This window comes from Peribacillus faecalis (assembly GCF_014712675.1).
Lineage (GTDB): Bacteria > Bacillota > Bacilli > Bacillales > DSM-1321 > Bacillus_AD > Bacillus_AD faecalis.
In genome coordinates this window covers 96,987-113,359 of record NZ_JACXSI010000034.1, presented here as the reverse complement: position 1 = coordinate 113,359, position 16,373 = coordinate 96,987, and the positions used below count along the sequence as shown (strand labels likewise).

21 protein-coding genes are annotated in these 16,373 nt (G+C 38.7%); all 21 read left to right on the top strand.

From position 1 onward, the window contains the following. The first annotated feature begins 108 nt into the window (after positions 1-108). The 21 genes from codY (at position 109) to fliP (ending at position 16,373) form a co-directional block, all read left to right on the top strand. On the top strand, positions 109-888 hold the full coding sequence (gene codY, locus IEO70_RS13970) for a GTP-sensing pleiotropic transcriptional regulator CodY (protein WP_190998982.1): 780 nt from the start codon (positions 109-111) through the stop codon (positions 886-888). Between the two features lie 473 nt (positions 889-1,361). Continuing rightward, positions 1,362-1,754, top strand: a complete 393-nt coding sequence (gene flgB, locus IEO70_RS13965; RefSeq protein ID WP_190998981.1) for a flagellar basal body rod protein FlgB — start codon at positions 1,362-1,364, stop codon at positions 1,752-1,754. A gap of 2 nt (positions 1,755-1,756) precedes the next feature. Then, positions 1,757-2,212, top strand: coding sequence for a flagellar basal body rod protein FlgC (gene flgC / locus IEO70_RS13960; protein ID WP_190998980.1), 456 nt, complete (start codon positions 1,757-1,759; stop codon positions 2,210-2,212). A gap of 15 nt (positions 2,213-2,227) precedes the next feature. Continuing rightward, a complete protein-coding gene (fliE, locus tag IEO70_RS13955) occupies positions 2,228-2,536 on the top strand; it encodes a flagellar hook-basal body complex protein FliE (protein ID WP_190998979.1) in 309 nt (102 codons plus the stop codon). Positions 2,537-2,611: 75 nt separating this feature from the next. Beyond that, positions 2,612-4,213 (top strand): flagellar basal-body MS-ring/collar protein FliF, encoded by a 1,602-nt coding sequence (gene fliF / locus IEO70_RS13950; protein ID WP_190999010.1) that lies wholly within the window; start codon positions 2,612-2,614, stop codon positions 4,211-4,213. A 12-nt stretch (positions 4,214-4,225) separates the two neighbouring features. Continuing rightward, positions 4,226-5,242 (top strand): flagellar motor switch protein FliG, encoded by a 1,017-nt coding sequence (gene fliG / locus IEO70_RS13945; protein ID WP_190998978.1) that lies wholly within the window; start codon positions 4,226-4,228, stop codon positions 5,240-5,242. Beyond that, a complete protein-coding gene (fliH, locus tag IEO70_RS13940) occupies positions 5,235-6,008 on the top strand; it encodes a flagellar assembly protein FliH (RefSeq protein WP_190998977.1) in 774 nt (257 codons plus the stop codon). The genes fliG and fliH overlap by 8 nt, the downstream gene beginning before the upstream one ends. A gap of 4 nt (positions 6,009-6,012) precedes the next feature. Then, positions 6,013-7,332 carry a flagellar protein export ATPase FliI gene (gene fliI, locus IEO70_RS13935; protein ID WP_190998976.1) on the top strand — a complete coding sequence of 440 codons (1,320 nt, stop codon included), beginning with the start codon at positions 6,013-6,015 and terminating at the stop codon, positions 7,330-7,332. Continuing rightward, a complete protein-coding gene (gene fliJ / locus IEO70_RS13930; RefSeq protein WP_190998975.1) occupies positions 7,333-7,779 on the top strand; it encodes a flagellar export protein FliJ in 447 nt (148 codons plus the stop codon). It begins immediately after the preceding gene. Positions 7,780-7,787: 8 nt separating this feature from the next. Further along, entirely contained in the window at positions 7,788-8,405 is a 618-nt protein-coding gene (locus IEO70_RS13925) for a magnesium transporter MgtE N-terminal domain-containing protein (protein ID WP_190998974.1), read from the top strand. Positions 8,406-8,425: 20 nt separating this feature from the next. After that, positions 8,426-9,619 (top strand): flagellar hook-length control protein FliK, encoded by a 1,194-nt coding sequence (locus IEO70_RS13920; protein ID WP_190998973.1) that lies wholly within the window; start codon positions 8,426-8,428, stop codon positions 9,617-9,619. 9 nt (positions 9,620-9,628) lie between these two features. Then, positions 9,629-10,315, top strand: a complete 687-nt coding sequence (flgD, locus tag IEO70_RS13915; protein ID WP_190998972.1) for a flagellar hook assembly protein FlgD — start codon at positions 9,629-9,631, stop codon at positions 10,313-10,315. A gap of 13 nt (positions 10,316-10,328) precedes the next feature. Further along, the gene (locus tag IEO70_RS13910; RefSeq protein WP_190998971.1) at positions 10,329-10,718 is read left to right on the top strand and encodes a TIGR02530 family flagellar biosynthesis protein; all 390 of its coding nucleotides are present in this window, start codon (positions 10,329-10,331) and stop codon (positions 10,716-10,718) included. 73 nt (positions 10,719-10,791) lie between these two features. Further along, complete coding sequence (gene flgG / locus IEO70_RS13905; RefSeq protein ID WP_190998970.1) at positions 10,792-11,592, top strand: flagellar basal body rod protein FlgG; 801 nt, start codon at positions 10,792-10,794, stop codon at positions 11,590-11,592. A gap of 54 nt (positions 11,593-11,646) precedes the next feature. Beyond that, a complete protein-coding gene (locus IEO70_RS13900; protein WP_190998969.1) occupies positions 11,647-11,868 on the top strand; it encodes a flagellar FlbD family protein in 222 nt (73 codons plus the stop codon). Beyond that, positions 11,858-12,286, top strand: coding sequence for a flagellar basal body-associated protein FliL (fliL, locus tag IEO70_RS13895; protein WP_190998968.1), 429 nt, complete (start codon positions 11,858-11,860; stop codon positions 12,284-12,286). The genes IEO70_RS13900 and fliL overlap by 11 nt, the downstream gene beginning before the upstream one ends. Before the next feature lie 51 nt (positions 12,287-12,337). Beyond that, entirely contained in the window at positions 12,338-13,339 is a 1,002-nt protein-coding gene (gene fliM / locus IEO70_RS13890) for a flagellar motor switch protein FliM (protein WP_190998967.1), read from the top strand. Beyond that, a complete protein-coding gene (fliY, locus tag IEO70_RS13885; protein ID WP_190998966.1) occupies positions 13,329-14,555 on the top strand; it encodes a flagellar motor switch phosphatase FliY in 1,227 nt (408 codons plus the stop codon). The genes fliM and fliY overlap by 11 nt, the downstream gene beginning before the upstream one ends. Before the next feature lie 20 nt (positions 14,556-14,575). Then, complete coding sequence (locus IEO70_RS13880; protein ID WP_190998965.1) at positions 14,576-14,938, top strand: response regulator; 363 nt, start codon at positions 14,576-14,578, stop codon at positions 14,936-14,938. 123 nt (positions 14,939-15,061) lie between these two features. After that, positions 15,062-15,715 carry a flagellar biosynthetic protein FliO gene (locus tag IEO70_RS13875; RefSeq protein WP_190998964.1) on the top strand — a complete coding sequence of 218 codons (654 nt, stop codon included), beginning with the start codon at positions 15,062-15,064 and terminating at the stop codon, positions 15,713-15,715. After that, entirely contained in the window at positions 15,708-16,373 is a 666-nt protein-coding gene (gene fliP, locus IEO70_RS13870) for a flagellar type III secretion system pore protein FliP (RefSeq protein WP_190998963.1), read from the top strand. The genes IEO70_RS13875 and fliP overlap by 8 nt, the downstream gene beginning before the upstream one ends.

Below are 16,373 nucleotides of genomic sequence, written 5' to 3'. Positions count from 1 at the left end.
TTCTAATACTATAATTAAACGTAACAACGTACCGTTATTATCTAGTGAAAAGACAACCACTTGACATATACCAATAATGGTAGCATCTACTTAGGAGGAACTTTATCAATGAACTTACTTGAAAAAACAAGAAAAATTAATGCTATGCTTCAAAATGCAGCTGGCAAGCCGGTAAACTTTAAAGAAATGGCTGAAACATTAAGCGAAGTAATCGATTCAAATGTTTACGTAGTAAGCAGACGAGGAAAATTACTTGGAATTGGTATTAATCAACAAATCGAAAATGAGCGCATGAAGAAAATGTTCGAAGATCGCCAGTTCCCTGAAAATTACACAAATTCTTTGTTTAATCTGCAGGAAACATCTTCAAACCTTGGCATCGACAGCGAATATACAGCATTCCCTGTTGAAAACAAAGAGTTATTTATCAACGGATTAACAACAATCGTACCAATCATCGGTGGTGGAGAGCGTTTAGGAACATTAATTTTAGCTCGTTTGGAAGAAGAATTCCGTGATGAGCACTTAATCTTGGCTGAATACGGTGCTACAGTAGTTGGTATGGAAATCCTTCGTGAAAAAGCGGAAGAAATTGAAGGCGAAGCAAGAAGCAAAGCAGTTGTTCAAATGGCAATCAGTTCATTATCATACAGTGAACTTGAAGCGATTGAACACATTTTCGAAGAATTAAACGGCCACGAAGGTTTGCTGGTTGCTTCTAAAATTGCTGACCGTGTCGGTATAACACGTTCAGTAATCGTAAATGCATTACGTAAATTAGAGAGCGCTGGTGTAATTGAATCCCGTTCACTTGGTATGAAAGGGACATATATTAAAGTTATGAATGACAAATTCCTTGTTGAATTAGAAAAATTAAAAAATCAATAATAAAAACAATAAAGCGGCATCTATAAAGATGTCGCTTTTTGTTGATTAAAAATGAAAAAGTAGAAAAATTTGTTGAAAATTCTTGAAAATTTGTAACAAAAATAGATACTATATTCCTATTGATATAAAGTTCGTTTTTGCACCTCGTAAGATGAATTTGAGTTAAAATGCGATTTTATCGACAATAAGGAGAGAAAAACACGCTGGAATACATTTTTTTGGTATTTAGATGTAAATTTGTAAAATAGGACAAAAGTTTGCAGTCTTTTTAAAGTTTTTGCCTTATTATGTATAAGTAACGGAAATTATGTCGAAAAAACGCTGGAAAATTAAGAAAATTGACATAATAAGTCGATTAATCGATAGACAATGCCAAATTACTCCTATAAAGTAAGATTTATATGGATATAAAGTATTTCTGTGGTAATTGAGATGTAATTTTCCAAAAATATTGAACAATAGAGGTGAAGAAGATGTCGCTTTTTTCAGGAACCATTACATCTTTAGAATACGCACTAGATTATGCATCACAAAAGCAAAAGGTAATCTCGAATAATATTGCCAATGCTGATACACCCAATTATAAAGCTAAGTCTGTCAGTTTCAGCAAGATGCTCGAATCTGAAATGAACAGTTCATTATCTGCGAATAAAACAGATAACAGGCATTTTGATTTCACTTCAACGACAGGTACAAATGGAGTATATGTGAACAAAAATGTTTCTTACAATCATAATGGCAATAGTGTAGATATTGATCAGGAGATGAGCTCTCTTGCGATGAACCAAATATACTACAACGCAGTTACAGACAGAATAAACGGGAAGTTTCAATCGTTGCAAAATGTCATTAAGGGAGGAAGATAATAATGACAATATTCCATAGTATGAATAATACAGCTTCCGCTTTGACTGCCCAGCGCCTGAGAATGGATGTCATATCGTCGAATATGGCCAATGTAGACACCACTCGGGGAACGTATGAAAATGGTGAATGGGTACCTTATAAACGGAAGTCTGTTGTGTTGCAATCAAAAGAAAACGGATTCTCAAGTTTTCTGAATACAGCAAAGGGTAAAGAGACAGCCGCCGGAAACGGTGTGAAAGTAACTGAAATAGTGGATGATGAGGAAACACCGTTTAAGCTGGTTTATGATCCGACACATGCGGATGCCAATGGGGATGGTTATGTAGAAATGCCGAACGTCGATCCGCTGAGGGAAATGGTAGACTTAATGAGCGCCACACGTTCTTATGAAGCGAATGTCACTGTGTTTAATGCTTCGAAAAGTATGATGATGAAGGCACTTGAAATCGGTAAATAGATAGGGGAATGAATTATGTGGGTATCAGGGATAACTTCCGGCAGTGAGGCTTCAACTATCAGTGCTGCAGGAACAAAACAAATAGCAACAACAGCAGAGGCACATAAAAAATTTTCAAGCTTTTTAAAAGATTCCATTGAACAAGTAAATGCGGCGCAACTTCAGTCAGACGCTGTTACAGAAAAACTTGTGCGCGGTGAAAATGTCGACTTGCACACAGTAATGATTACATCACAAAAAGCAAGCGTTATGATGCAAACAACTTTGGAAATGCGAAATAAAGCAGTGGAAGCATACCAAGAAATTATGAGAATGCAAGTTTAAAGTGCATCATATCCTTTTACATTGACTATTAAACGTACATAACAGAGAGAAAACAAGGTTGCATGGGGGATTATGATGAAAGAAAAATTTACGTCTGCCAAAGACAAATTCGTCGCATTTTGGAACAGCAGGCAGAAAAAACAAAAAATTTTGCTTATCAGTACAGTCAGTATTGCCATTATTATTATTGTTATTGCATCAATCTTTGCATCTAAACCACAGCTAGAGCCTCTGTATTCAAATTTGACTCCTTCTGAAACAGGAACGATTGTTGAAAACTTGACCAGTAGAGGAGTCATAACCGAAATAACAGAAGGAGGAACAGGGATTCTTGTTCCAAAGGAAATGGTAGATACATTGAAGGTTGAACTGGCTGCGGAAGGTATTCCGTCATCAGGCAGTATAGACTATTCATTTTTCAGCCAAAATGCCAGTATTGGAATGACTGATAATGAGTTCAATGTCATTAAACTGGAAGCTATGCAATCTGAGCTTGGCAATTTGATTAAAGGCATACAAGGCGTCAATGATGCAAGGGTGATGATTACATTGCCGGAGACAGGGATTTTTGTAGCAGATACTACAGAACAAGCTTCTGCTTCAATAGTGCTCGATACGGCCCCTGGGTATAAATTTGAGAATGAACAAATTCAATCACTTTATCATTTAGTCTCAAAAAGCGTGCCGAACTTGCCGGTTGAAAACATTGTCATTATGAATCAATTATTTGAATACTACGATTATAAAGGCGAAGAAAACAGTAATGGCACTGTTATAGCCAATCAATTGGACGTAAAGCGAGAAATTGAGAGAGACATACAGCGCCAAGTGCAAAATATGCTTGGAACAATTATCGGAAGAGATAAAGTGGTAGTTTCGGTTACGTCAGATATCGATTTTTCACAGGAGAAAAGCGAACATAGTTTGGTTGAGCCGGTTGATGAGGACAATATGGAAGGCATCACAATTAGCGCTCAGCGTCTTACAGAAACATTCAGCGGAGAAAATGCTGCCGGTGGAGTTCCTCAAGGTGAAGACAATGGAGATTCATTAGATACATATTTAGAAGGCGATACCGGAGACGGCGATTATGAAAGAGTCGAAGAGACTATTAATAATGAAGTCAATCGCATTCGAAAAGAAATTGAAGAAAGCCCTTATCGGGTAAGAGACTTGGGAATTCAAGTAATGGTAGAACCGCCCTCAGCTGATGATCCAAGTTCTTTATCTCAGCAAAGTGTGGATGATATCACGCAAATACTTGGTTCAATCATACGGACAAGCATTGATAAAAAAACTTTAGAAGCTCCGTTGACAGAAGAGGAATTGCAAGAACGTATATCTGTATCTGTTCATGAATTTAATGGGAAACCGGAAACCGTTCCGCAAGAGACAAAATACATCCCATGGTGGGTTTATGTGATTGGTGCCGCTCTTTTATTGGCACTGATAGCCGTATTAATACTTTATATTCGTAACCGTAAAAAACAGCAGCAGGAAGAAGAACTTCGACTTCTTGAAGAAGGGCAACTTGCCGAGCAAGAAATCGATGTTCCAGATGTCACTTCGGAAGTTGAAAATGAAGCGACTGTTAAGAGAAAGCAATTGGAGAAATTGGCAAAAGAAAGACCGGATGAGTTCGCGAAACTATTGCGAACTTGGTTAACAAAGGATTAGGAGGAAATAGAGTTGAAAAAAGAGAAAAAAGGTGAACTGACCGGCAAACAAAAAGCAGCAATTCTTCTCATTTCCTTAGGTCCTGATGTATCTGCTTCTGTCTATAAGCATTTGTCGGAAGAGGAGATAGAAAGGCTAACTCTTGAAATATCAAGTGTGCGCAATGTCGATTCAGCCGAAAAAGAGAGGGTTTTAGATGAATTTCATAATATTGCGCTAGCTCAAGATTATATAACGCAAGGCGGAATCGGCTATGCAAAGGAAGTGTTAGAGAAAGCACTTGGGGCAGAACAGGCTGCAGCCATCATCAATCGCTTAACATCATCGTTGCAAGTAAGGCCATTTGATTTTGCAAGAAAAGCTGATCCGGCACAAATATTAAATTTTATTCAAAATGAGCATCCACAAACAATCGCGCTAATTTTATCGTATTTAGATCCGACACAAGCCGGGCAAATTCTTTCTGAACTTCCTCAAGAAGTTCAGGCTGATATTGCTAGAAGGATTGCGACTATGGACAGCACTTCTCCTGAAATAATTAATGAAGTTGAGCAAATTTTGGAGAGAAAGCTTTCAACAACTGTAACGCAAGACTATACTCTGACCGGCGGCATCGAATCGGTTGTCGATGTTCTAAACGGTGTAGACAGAACGACTGAGAAGACGATACTGGATGCATTAGAAATTCAGGATCCGGAGCTTGCTGAAGAGATCAAGAAGAGAATGTTTGTATTTGAGGATATTGTTACATTGGATGGCCGAGCAATTCAGCGTGTAATTAGAGATTCTGAAAATGAAGATCTGAAACTGGCTCTTAAAGTTGCTAGTGAGGAAGTTAAAGAAATCGTGTTCAAAAATATGTCAAAACGTATGATTGAAACGTTTACAGAAGAAATGGAATATATGGGACCTGTTCGTTTACGTGATGTAGAAGAAGCGCAAACACGCATTGTTTCAGTAATCAGACGTCTGGAAGAAGCTGGAGAGATTATCGTGGCTCGCGGCGGAGGAGATGATATCATTGTCTAGGATCATTAAATCCGCATGGGCGAAATCAGACTTAGTCGAGCAAAAAAAAATTAAAATTAAGACTGTTAAAATGAATACGGATTTTGAAATTACTGAAGAAATCGTTCAGCCGAGCTTCGACCAAGAAGAAATAGACCTTATCTATAAGAATGCACAAGAAGAAGCACAAGCTATTATTCAAAAAGCTATCCGGGAAGCGGAAGCAATTCGTAAACAGGCGGAAGCTGAAAAGGAAAATTGGTTTCAAATAGAAAGAGTCAGCTTGGAAGAGGATGCAAGGCAGATTGGGTACAGTGAAGGTCACGATATGGGAATGCAGCAAGGATATGCAGAGATGCATGAACAAATTTTGCAGGCACAAAAAGTCATTGAGCTAGCAAAAGATGATTATCATCGGTACTTGGATGCATCTGAAAAAACGATTTTAGAACTTTCAGTTGAAATAGCCAATAAAATCTTGAATGCGGAAGTAGAAGAAAAACAAGAACTTTACATCAATTTAGTCAGAAAAGCAATTAAAGAAGTCAAAGAACATAATAATATTCGTCTGCGCATTCATTACTCGAAATATGAATTGATTTTATCGCAAAAGGAAGAGTTAATGAGCATTATGCCAAAAGAAACAGATTTTCACATTTATCCGGATGAAGAGCTAGATGAAACAAGTTGTGTAATTGAATCTTCTAACGGCAGAATAGATGCCAGCATCGATAGTCAAATTCAAGAAATAAAGCGAAAGCTGCTAGAACTGTTGGAAGGGGAATAATGCATTGAAAGTAGAGCAATTATTGCCTTTTATACAAGAGATCGATACATATAAGCGATATGGAAGAGTAAAAAGGGTAGTAGGGCTAATGATTGAGTCACAAGGCCCTGCCAGCTCAATCGGTGACCTATGTTACATACATGTTGGTGTAAAATCATCTAAAAGACTAATCCGTGCGGAAGTAGTAGGTTTTAAAGAAGAAAATGTTTTGTTAATGCCATATACAGCTTTAAATGATATTGCTCCCGGCTGTATCGTCGAAGCAACGATGAGACCATTGGAAATCAAAGTGGGAGCAGATCTGATTGGCAGTGTCGTCGATCCTTTAGGTATGCCTCTTGACGGTTCACCTCTTCCAAAAGGATTGGCGACAATTGGCACAGACCAAAATCCGCCTAACCCGATGAATCGACCGCCCGTTAACGAGCCGATTGAGGTAGGGGTGCGTTTAATTGACAGTTTATTGACTGTCGGCAAAGGGCAACGGGTCGGTATTTTTGCCGGAAGCGGGGTAGGAAAAAGCACCTTGCTTGGCATGGTTGCCAGAAATACGACAGCAGATTTGAATGTTATCGGATTAATTGGGGAACGTGGCCGGGAAGTACGGGAGTTTATTGAGAAGGATTTAGGACCGGAAGGCTTGAAGCGTTCCATCATTGTTGTAGCGACATCTGACCAGCCTGCGTTAATGAGGATTAAAGGTGCTTATACAGCAACAGCAATAGCGGAATATTTTCGCGATAAAGGCTTAAATGTCATGCTGATGATGGACTCGGTAACCCGTGTGGCTATGGCACAAAGGGAAATAGGCTTAGCAGTTGGTGAACCGCCGACTACGAAAGGTTACACTCCGTCTGTTTTTGCAATATTGCCGAAATTGCTTGAAAGAACCGGAACCAACCAGCTCGGATCAATTACAGCATTTTATACTGTGCTGGTTGACGGTGATGATATGAATGAACCGATCGCAGATACAGTACGGGGGATATTGGACGGACATTTTGTATTAGATCGACAGCTTGCCAACAAAGGACAATATCCGGCTGTTAATGTATTGAAGAGCATTTCGAGGATTATGAGCAATATTATAACGTCTGAACATAAGGAAAGTGCCATCAAATTCAGGGAACTGTTGGCGAAATACATCGAAACCGAAGATTTGATTAACATTGGCGCATACAAAAGAGGAACTTCAAAGGAAATTGATGAAGCAATTTGGAAATATCCACAAATCATTGCGTTTTTAAAACAAAGAACAGACGAAGCAGTTACAAGTGAAGAAGGCATTCAAGCGCTGATTAATCTAATAGGAAGTGTGGAATAGATGGGCTCCTTTCAGTATAAATTTGAGAAGATTCTTGCAGTGCGCGAAAAAGAAAAAGCCGATGCGCAAGCAAAGTATAGTGAATCGGTAAACAAATTTGAGGAAGTTGCCAATAAACTATACAAGCTTCTAAAAAAGAAAGAAGACTTGCTTGATTATCAGCAAGAAAAGATGATTGGCGGTTTATCTGTTATCGAATTGCGACAACATCAAGTGTTTTTAGATAATGTCGAAAAAACAATCGCACACTGCCAGCAGCAAGTCATTGTTGCAAGACAACGGATGGAAGCGTACCAAGCTGTTTTGATTGAAAGAAATATAGAAGTAAAGAAATATGTAAAAATAAAAGAAAAGCAGTTTGAAAGATTTGTAAAAGCCAACAAGGCACAAGAGTCGATACAAATGGATGATATTTCAATCCAAACATTTATAAGCAAAGAAGATTAGGTGATTGTATGGGAAAGAAAATAAATGAAGAATATGTAAATGAAGAAAAGCCATACAATAAATTCCAATGGGTGTTGATTGCAGTTATTCCGTTATTTTTTGTAATTTTAGTCACTCTTATTTTAATGACTGTAGCAGGCGTAAATGTTTTTCAATACGGAAAAGAAATAGGCAGTAAAATTCCCGGGATTTCGACGATGGTGCAGGAAGAAGAGGAAGAGAAAAAATCTGTTGTCCAAGATGGACAGAAGATTGTAGATCTGGAAGCGGAATTAGCGGATGCCAATGCTCAAATGGCAAAGATGGAAGAATCAATTGTAAATAAAGATGAAGAAATCCAGAGCTTAAACATACAAAAGCAAAGATTGGAACGGGAAGTCGAAGAGCTGAAGCTGCAACATGAAGATAGTAAGCGGGCTTTTAAGGACATTATCCGTACTTACGAGACCATGTCTCCAAAGAAAGCGGCACCGATTATTACTGCGCTAGAAGAAGATGAAGCGATAAAAATCCTATCGAAAATGAAGGCTGATACTTTATCGGCAATCCTTGAAAAGATGGAGCCGGCTGATGCAGCAAGATTCACACAGAAGCTGAGTGAAAATAGTAACGATGATATTCAATAGATTTGGAAGGGGGTGAATACATGAATGTGTCGATAATCCAAACATTGCAACCGGCTAAAAAAACAGTTGAACAAACTTCCAATGCTGCAGCTAATAAGGGTGTTTTTGGAGCGGTGCTGTCGAAAACAATGGAGACTGCAGGCTCAAAAGAAACTGCTTCTTCTATTAATAGTAATGAAACAGAGACAGCTGCAGAAAAGCGATTGCAGTCTTTGCTGGATATCTTGCAGCTGGAAGACTTGAATCAATTGGAAAATGGCCGACAGCTGGCAGAAGCTTTGTTATTTGCGACGCAAGATCAACAACTGACTGCCATATTTGAGAATGCAGGCGATATATTTAGTTCGGAATCACTTGAACAACTTCAAGGTCTTCTATCTAATCTGACAAATGAATCTGATTTACTGCAGCAGTTAAACAGCATTGTCAATCAAGCAATCAATGAAGGCAACATAACACAGCAACGGATTTTATCTGTTGATGAAGGAATTAAATTGGCGAAAGTATTTGCGTTATTTCAAAATTTTCTCGATTTATCAGAAGAAAATGCAATAAAGTTAGATAAGTTGAAGCAAAACTTAGAGCAATTGGAAGCAAAACTTGAAAGCTTGCTGGTTCCAAAAGAAAAAAACTCACTGGAGCTGACATTGAATAAGAATAGCTCAACAGTTTTTGCTCAATCAGCTTTAACCGGCAATAGTGACTTTGCTCATAATCCATTTATGAATATGTCAAAGCTTGAGCAATTTGTTCTGAATACGCAAATGGGCGATAAAGGTTCGGTTAATAGCGAACAGCTCATAAAGTCTTTTGAAAATATTATTAGTAAAGCTAAATTCACTAATCAAAACGGCATGCAAAAGCTATTCATTAAATTGAATCCGGAACATCTCGGTTCATTGCGTATAGAAATCATTCAGCAAAACGGGACAATGATTGCTAAAATTGTCGCATCGACTCAGCGTGCTAAGGAGATGCTCGACAGTCAGCTGCAAAGCTTAAAGCAGGCATTTATAAATCAAAATATTCAGGTTGAAAAGTTGGAATTATCTCAGCAGTTCGAAAGTTTGTCGCAAGAGCGCAATTTCTTCCGTGACCAAGGTCAGCAGCAAAGCGGTAGAGAGACTGGCTCTGAAAAGTCTGATATAGATGATCAAATGACAGAACAATTTCAAACACAATTCGAAGAGGCATTATTAGAAGCGGAAGTGTAGGTGAAAAGCATGACTTCAATCGATTCGTCCCTTTATTTATCAGCATATCAACAAAAACAGGCTCAAAGTACAAACAGCAATGATTACTTAGGAAAAGACGCTTTCTTAAAAATATTAATGGCACAACTGCAAAACCAAGATCCCATGAACCCGATGGAAGATAAAGATTTCATTGCACAGATGGCCCAGTTTTCTTCTTTAGAGCAAATGACGAATATGGTTACTTCTTTTGAAAAGTTGGCAAATTCACAAGCGCAAAGTCAAATGATTGCATACAGCGATTTTGCGGGAAAAACGGTCAAATGGGACATGCTTGTGGGAAGCGTAGATGGAAAGCATTCAGAGACGCTTTCCGGCAAAGGTGTCATTGAAAAAGTGCAGTTTAAAAATAGTTCTGTAGAATTTGTTTTGAACGATGGAACGGTACTGAAGCCTGAAAATATTTCTGAAGTGTTAAGCATAAATGCTTCTCAATCATCAAGCCAATCAAGTGAAAGTAAAGCGCCGAGTTATGATCAAGATTTAGTGCAAGCAAGTTCGCTAATCGGAAAGACGGTTTCATGGAATCACAATGGTCAGGAAAAGATGGCTATTGTAAATGCTGTATCTATTAAAAACGGCAAAATTGAATTTGAAATTAATGATGATTTGCAGACGAGATTAACGGCTGACCAATTGCTGAAAGTGTCTCAATAAGGAGTGAGTCAAGATGAAAACGAACTTTCATCATTATGCTGTAACTCCATTAATTGCGAACAAGAAGGTTAATCATTCTGCAGCGGCGTATAAAGCGAACGAAACAAAATTTGCTGAAACATTCCGGCAAACACTTGGGCAATCAGATCAATCATTATCAATCAGCAGGCATGCTCAAATGCGAATGCAACAACGGGATATTCACATTGATAGTGAAACGTGGAGATCAATTGAACAAAAGGTCAATCAAGCAAAAGGAATGGGTGTTAAAGATTCGCTCGTACTGCTCGATGAGGCTGCATTAATTGTTAGTGCCAAAAATAATGTTGTTGTAACAGCAATGAGCAGAGAAGAAGCTTCTGCACAAATTTTTACGAATATCAACGGGACCATCATAATGTGAAAAGGCTGGACCTTATAGGAGGCCTTGATGTGCGAATGGACTGCAGCGCATCGGATAAGAAAGGGGAAAACATATGTTACGTTCAATGTATTCAGGAATTAGCGGTTTGAAAAACTTCCAAACGAAACTCGATGTTATCGGCAATAATATCTCGAATGTTAATACATACGGGTTTAAAAAGAGTCGAGTGACGTTTAAGGATATGATTAGTCAAAATGTTGCTGGGGCAAGTGCACCATCTGCTGAATTTGGAAGAGGCGGAGTCAATCCAAAACAAGTTGGATTAGGGTCGCAAATAGCTGCAATTGATACTGTTCATACAGGTGGTAACTTACAATCAACAGGCAGACTTCTAGATTTAGCAATTTCTGGAGATGGGTATTTTGTGTTGCAAAATGAAGATGCTTCAAATACCAGTTTTACCCGTGCCGGTAACTTTTATTTAGATGTTGATGGCCATTTGGTGAATTCAGATGGTTTATATGTAATGTCTACTGACAAAGGAAAAATCACAATAGACCCTGAGAACTCAAAAGATATTTCAATTAGTACAGATGGAACAGTATCATTTATTAATTTAGATGGTGCTACCGAGACTGCTGGTACAATTCAATTAGCTAAGTTTGCCAATACTGCTGGATTGCAAAAAGCAGGGAATAATTTATTCGTTGAGACTACAAACTCAGGTGCTCCAATATATGAAGCGAGAGACACGCTAGGAACAATCGAATCATCCATGCTTGAAATGTCCAACGTTGACCTATCTGAGGAATTCACCGAAATGATTGTAGCCCAACGTGCGTTCCAGGCTAATACTCGTATCATTACGACATCAGATGAAGTGCTGCAAGAGCTAGTTAACTTAAAGCGATAATGTATGTTGGGAGGGAGTGAGCCGGGCTTCTAGACTGTCTCGGCTCGCCGTTGCATGATTAAAGTGACAAAATTGAATGGAAAAAGCTATCATTTGAATGCCATTTATATAGAAATAGTAGAAAGCAATCCTGATACGACGATCACGATGGCAAATGGGAGCAAATATGTTGTGAAAGAATCTGAGCAGGAAGTATTACAAGCGATACATAATTATTATCAATCTATTAAAATCTTGGGCTATTTCGAAAGGGAGGATGGTGACGATGAAAAATAAAGCATTGAGCGCTATGTTAATAATCCTTGTCTCCATAACGTTAGTCGGAGTTATTGCACTTGTTTTGATTTTAAATAAGGATGGTGGGAGTGCGTCAGCAGGTGCTCCTAGTGCAGATGAATTAGTAGAGGCTTCAGTTATTGTTCCTGAAGTAACGACCAATTTGGCGGATAATGATTTTGTCAAGATTGCTTTTACAATTCAGACGAACGATAAGAAGGCGAAGCAAGAGCTGGAAAAACGTATGTTCCAAGTCAATAATATCATCATTTCAGAATTGTCGGAGCTGAATGCTGAACAGCTGCAAGGCAAACAAGGCAAGGAGCAGCTGCAAAACATCATGAAACAAAGTATAAACGGCATCATGCAAGAAGGAACAGTAGAAAAGGTATACATTACCTCCTCGATTATCCAATAAAGAGCTTGCGGTTGACTATATTATTCTTTGCGATATACGGAGGTGAGAAAGTTGTCTAGTGAAATATTATCACAAAATGAGATTGATGCACTGTTGTCCGCATTATCAACTGGAGAAATGGATGCGGAGGAATTAAAGAAAGAAGAGTCTGTCCGTAAAGTGAAGGTGTATGACTTTAAACGGGCATTACGGTTTTCTAAGGACCAGATTCGCAGCTTGACACGCATACATGAAAACTTTGCAAGGCTGATCACAAACTACTTTTCAGCTCAATTGCGCACATTTGTACAAATTACAGTTGCATCTGTCGACCAAGTGCCTTATGAAGAATTTATTCGGTCTATTCCGAATATGACTATTTTAAATGTGTTTGAGGTACCTCCTCTTGACGGCAGAATTGTTATGGAAGTTAACCCGAACATTGCGTATGCGATGCTTGATCGAGTGTTGGGTGGAAGAGGAGCAAGTTTAAATAAGGTTGATAGTTTAACAGAGATTGAAACAAAAATAATGGGCAATTTGTTTGAAAGAGGATTTGAAAACTTGCAGGAAGCATGGGCAACTTTGGAGGATATTGATCCAATATTGACGGAATTTGAAGTGAACCCGCAATTTCTGCAAATGGTATCGCCGAATGAAACGGTTATCGTTATTTCGTTAAATACTCAGATTGGCGAGGCATCAGGGATGATTAATATATGCATTCCCCATGTTGTTCTTGAGCCGATTATTTCAAAATTATCCGTGCATCATTGGATGCAAACAGCTACGAAGGACCGGCTTCCAGAGGAAACCACTATGATTGAAAACCGGGTGAAAACAGCAGATGTGTCTGTTGTCGCTGAAATCGGGAAAGCAGACATCTCTATACAAGACTTCTTATATTTGGATGTCGGAGATGTAATTGATTTGAATGTTCATTTGGGACAGCCGCTTACAGTCAATGTCGGTGGAATACCGAAATTTACCGCTCAGCCTGGAAAGGTTGGCAAGAAAATGGCTATCCAAATTTTAGATACCTTAAAGGGGGGAGACGACGAAGATGTTGAGTGAAGATATGTTATCTCAAGATGAAATTGATGCACTATTAAAAGGAACAGATGATGAAGATGATGATACCTACACTGAAGTTGTAGCGAAAGAACCAATTCTTGATAATTATGTGAACAGCATGGAAAGGGATGCGCTAGGAGAAATCGGAAACATTTCTTTCGGTAGTTCAGCTACAGCCTTATCGACTCTCTTAAACCAAAAAGTAGAGATTACTACGCCAACTGTATCGTTGATTGAGAGAAAGAGATTACAGGAAGAGTTTCCGCATCCGTATGTTGCTATCGAGGTTAAATATACAGTTGGTTTTTCAGGAGCGAATCTGCTTGTCATTAAACAAAGCGATGCTGCTATAATCGCAGATTTAATGCTAGGCGGCGATGGATTAAACACAACTGGTGTTTTAGGGGAAATACAGTTAAGTGCCGTGCAGGAAGCGATGAATCAAATGATGGGTTCAGCAGCAACATCAATGTCGACCATTTTTAATAAGAAAGTAGATATTTCTCCGCCAAGTATCGAGTTATTAAATATTGAAACAGGCGAAGGAGAAGAATCGATTCCGCAGGATGATCCGTTAATTAAAATTTCATTCCGCTTAAAAATAGGCGAATTGATTGATTCAAACATTATGCAGCTGTTGCCGGTACACTTTGCTAAAGAATTAGTGAATGAATTATTAGATCCAGTTGAAGAGCAGGCACCGCAAGCGAAAGCGGCTGAACCGGTAAAGGAACCCGTTTATCAGCCATCTTCTGCTATGGAAAGTGTTTATACACAGCCGCAAGTACAGCAACAGTCAATGTATACAGAACCTGTACCAATGAACACAGCCTACAACCCGCCTCCAAGCGGACCGCAACATTTAGGTTCTGCCTATGGTCAGCCATCGCAGCCTGTAAGCGTACAGCCTGCACAGTTTTCAAGTTTTGAAACGCCTCATCTGCAACCGAATGAAGCAAAAAATTTAAATATGCTGCTTGATATTCCGTTGCAGGTAACAGTTGAGCTGGGTAGAACAAATCGCTCGGTGAAAGATATTTTGGATTTATCGGCAGGTTCAATTATCGAGCTCGATAAGCTGGCAGGTGAACCGGTTGATATTCTGGTGAACAGCCGTCTGGTTGCTAAGGGCGAAGTAGTTGTAATTGATGAAAACTTTGGAGTAAGAGTAACTGACATTTTAAGTCAGGCGGAACGATTGAATAAATTACGTTAATTAATGGAGGTAAACTTAAAATGGCTCATAGAATTTTGATTGTAGACGATGCAGCATTTATGCGCATGATGATTAAGGACATTTTAACAAAGAATGGTTTTGAGGTTGTTGGTGAAGCAGCTGACGGCGCTCAGGCAGTATCTTTATATCAAGAATTAAAACCAGATTTGGTTACGATGGATATTACAATGCCGGAAATGGACGGGATTACAGCTTTAAAAGAAATTAAAGCAGCAAACCCGTCTGCGAAAGTGATTATGTGTTCTGCAATGGGGCAGCAGGCTATGGTTATCGATGCGATTCAAGCAGGAGCGCGTGACTTTATCGTAAAACCGTTCCAGGCGGATCGTGTTACCGAGGCAATCAATAAAGTATTAAATTAATATAATCCAAAGTACCACTAGAAATAACAACAGTTTTGCCTCCGGAGATTATAATACCGGGGGCGGAAGCTGTTCTAAACTCAGAATCATAATTTTAACTGGTAGTTAGAGGTGTAACATATTTTGATTTACCTGAAAAAGATAAGCCGAATTATTAGTTTAATTGCTTTATTGTTATTTCCGGCATACACGATAGTCAGCGCGGAACAGTCAGATAAGATGGTTAATGATTATTTTCAAAAAGAGAAGGGAGAATCGGAAGCAGAAGAGCCGATTGTACAGGAGAATCAAGTACAGAGTTCAGCTTCTGCTGCGGATTTTTCTTTTTTTGATATGTTTCGAATGATTGCAGCCTTTTTATTTGTTGGCGCTCTATTATATTTCTTGCTCAAGTTTTTGAATAAAAAAAATCAAGCTTATCAAAAAGGACATATTGTTTCTAATTTGGGAGGAACGAGTGTCGGAAACAATAAGTCGATTCAAATTGTGAAGATAGGAAATAAGCTGTACATAGTCGGTGTCGGCGAGAATGTTCAATTGTTAAGTGAAATAACCGACCCGGAAGAGATTGAGAAATTGCTGCAAGACCATAATGAGGCGATCGACAGCATGTTGAAACCGGCAGATCTTTTATCAAAAATCAAAAACAAACGTGTAAAAGATGACAGCAGCCATTCATTTGTTGAGCAATTTCAAAAACAGTTAAATGAGATGGCGGCAACAAGGAAGAAATTAAAGAGAGAATTGCAGGAGACGGAGGATCAAAAAGATGAATGAGTTTATGGAATTTTTTAATACAAGTGATCCTTCGAATGTATCCACTTCCGTAAAAATGCTGCTTTTACTGACTGTCTTGTCTTTAGCTCCAAGCATATTGATTATGCTGACTTGCTTCACGAGGGTCATAATCGTGCTTGGGTTTGTCAGAACAGCTTTGGCGACTAACCAAATGCCGCCAACACAAGTGCTAATAGGCATTGCTTTGTTTATTACATTTTTTATTATGGCTCCAGTTTTCCAAGAGGTGAACGACAAGGCGTTGACACCGCTTTTTAATGAAGAAATCAATCTTGAGGAAGCGTATGAAGAAGCGGCAATGCCCTTTAAGGAATTTATGAGTGCCCATACGAGACAAAAGGATTTGGAGCTGTTTCTTTCTTATGGCGATATGGACCGACCGGAATCGGTTGAAGATATTCCCTTGACTGCGCTTGTTCCGGCATTTGCAATCAGTGAATTGAAAACAGCCTTTCAAATCGGCTTTATGATTTTTATTCCTTTTTTGGTTGTCGATATGATTGTCGCCAGTGTCTTAATGTCTATGGGTATGATGATGTTGCCGCCCGTCATGATTTCCTTGCCTTTTAAAATCTTATTATTTGTGTTAGTAGACGGTTGGTATTTGGTTGTTAAATCGTTATTACAATCCTTTTAG